Annotated in this window: 4 protein-coding genes; 2 read left to right on the top strand and 2 right to left on the bottom strand. The window is 72.4% G+C overall.

Features of this window, described 5'->3' with window-relative positions; genetic code table 11:
* Together AC1D12_RS31805 and AC1D12_RS31810 are read left to right on the top strand one after the other, a co-directional pair.
* Positions 1–313: NAD(P)H-dependent glycerol-3-phosphate dehydrogenase (locus AC1D12_RS31805; RefSeq protein ID WP_477845163.1), on the top strand; the 313-nt coding region annotated here is incomplete at its 5' end.
* Complete coding sequence (locus AC1D12_RS31810) at positions 310–1,287, top strand: Bug family tripartite tricarboxylate transporter substrate binding protein (protein ID WP_465114120.1); 978 nt, start codon at positions 310–312, stop codon at positions 1,285–1,287. The genes AC1D12_RS31805 and AC1D12_RS31810, both read left to right, overlap by 4 nt.
* On the opposite strand, the gene trmL is transcribed toward AC1D12_RS31810, so the two are convergent.
* Positions 1,288–1,758: a tRNA (uridine(34)/cytosine(34)/5-carboxymethylaminomethyluridine(34)-2'-O)-methyltransferase TrmL gene (gene trmL, locus AC1D12_RS31815; protein ID WP_477845164.1), complete on the bottom strand. Its 471-nt coding sequence runs from the start codon at positions 1,756–1,758 to the stop codon at positions 1,288–1,290.
* A 20-nt stretch (positions 1,759–1,778) separates the two neighbouring features.
* The coding region (locus tag AC1D12_RS31820) for a ComF family protein (RefSeq protein WP_477845165.1) at positions 1,779–2,031 on the bottom strand (253 nt) is incomplete at its 5' end.

Here is a 2,031-nt window from a genome sequence, read left to right on the forward strand (position 1 = left end):
GCCCGACACCTTCATGGGCCTGTCCGGTCTCGGCGACCTGGTGCTGACCGCCACCGGCGACCTGTCGCGCAACCGCAAGGTCGGCCTGCTGCTGGCCGACGGCGTGCCGCTGCCGAAGATCCTCGCCGACCTCGGCCATGTGGCCGAAGGGGTCGCGTGCGCCGCGACCGCGCTGCGGCGCGCGCGTTCGTGCTCGATCGACATGCCGATCACCGAGGCGGTGGTCAGCGTGCTCGAAGGGCGCCGCACGCCGGATCAGTCGATCCAGCTCCTGATGATGCGCGACGCGCGCCCCGAAAGCTTCAACGGATGAACCTGAACCGTCGTGATGTGCTGGCCGCCGCTGCGGCCGCGGCGCTGTCGAGCGCCCTGCCGGCGCGTGCGCAGGCCTGGCCTGCCCGCCCGATCCGCCTCGTCGTGCCGTTCCCGCCCGGCAGCTCGCCGGACATCATCGCGCGGCTGCTGGCCGAGCCGCTCGCGCATGCGCTCGGCCAGGCGATCGTCGTCGACAACAAGCCCGGCGCCGGCGGCAACCTGGGCACCGGCGCGGTGGCGAAGGCGGAGCCCGACGGCTACACCTTCCTGTTCACGATCCAGGGGCCGCTGGTGACCGCGCCGCTGCTGTCGAAATCGCTCGGCTACGACCCGCTGAAGGACCTGCTGCCGGTGACGCTGGTCGCGACCTCGCCGAACGTGCTGGTGGTCGACCCGAAGCTCGGCGTCGACACGCTGGCCGATTTCGTGCGCGTCGCGAAGCAGCGCAAGGGCCAGCTGAACTACGGCAGCGTCGGCAACGGCAGCGCCGCGCACCTGGCGATGGAATCGTTCAAGGCGCGCGCCGGCCTCGACATCGTGCACGTGCCCTACCAGGGCTTCCCGCAGGTGGTCAATGCCATCCTGGCCGGCCAGGTGCAGGCCGGCTTCATGGTGCCCGGCATCGCGATCGGGCAGGTGAAGGCCGGCAAGCTGAAGGCGCTGGGCGTCACGACGCTCGGCCGCTTCGGTGCGCTGCCCGACCTGCCGACCTTCGTCGAGCAGGGCTACGCCGGCTTCGAGGCGATCTCGTGGCAGGCGGTGCTGGCGCCGGCCCGCACGCCGCAGCCGGTGATCGATCGGGTGTCGGCCGAGCTGGTGCGCATCATCAAGTCCGACGAGGTGCGCGGCCGGATCCTCGGCCAGTACTTCAGCGCTGCCGGCACCGCGCCCGAGGCGCTGGCGAGCCTGATGAAGTCGGAGCGCGAGCGCTGGGGCAAGGTCATCAAGGCCGCCGGCGTTCAAGCGGAGTAGTCACGCCCCGCCGGCGTAGCCGTTCTGGCGCCACGCCTCGAACACCGCGACCGCGACCGCATTGCTGAGGTTCAGGCTGCGCTGCCCCTCGCGCAGCGGCAGGCGCACGCGCTGCTCCGTGGGAAACGTCTCGCGCAGATCGGCCGGCAGGCCGGCGGTCTCGGAGCCGAACACCAGCCAGTCGCCAGCCTGCCAGGCGACCTCGGCGAACGGCCGGCTGCCGCGCGTCGTGAACGCGAACAGGCGCGCCGGATCCGGCTGTGCAGCGGCGAGGAATTCCAGCCACGAGGCGTGCCGCTTCACCGGCGCGAACTCGTGGTAGTCGAGCCCGGCGCGCCGCAGCAGCCGGTCTTCCATCGAGAACCCGAGCGGCTCGATCAAGTGCAGTGCGCAGCCGGTGTTGGCCGCGAGCCGGATCACGTTGCCGGTGTTCGGCGGGATCTCGGGGTGGACGAGGACGATGTTGAACATGGGCGCGATTGTCGCGGGCCTCAGGCACTCGCCGTGGGCCGCGGCGTGCGCGCGACGACCCAAGTCTCGACGCGCGCCGCGCCGGCCTGCTTCAGCACGCGGGCCAGTTCGGCCAGTGTCGCGCCGCTGGTCATCACGTCGTCGACCAGGGCGACGTGCCGGCCCGCCAGCTCGCCGCGCCGCAGCGGCTCGACGGCGAAGGCGCCGCGCACATTGGCCGCGCGCCGCTCGGGCGGCAGGTCGAGCTGGTGCGCGGTGGCGCGCACCCGCAGC

This window comes from Rhizobacter sp. P1_G5, assembly GCF_056405435.1.

Excerpts from the sequence above, each read along its gene's own strand:
- AC1D12_RS31810 (WP_465114120.1), top strand. The coding sequence starts at position 310 with ATGAACCTGAACCGTCGTGATGTGCTGGCCGCCGCTGCGGCCGCGGCG.
- trmL (WP_477845164.1), bottom strand. The coding sequence starts at position 1,758 with ATGTTCAACATCGTCCTCGTCCACCCCGAGATCCCGCCGAACACCGGC.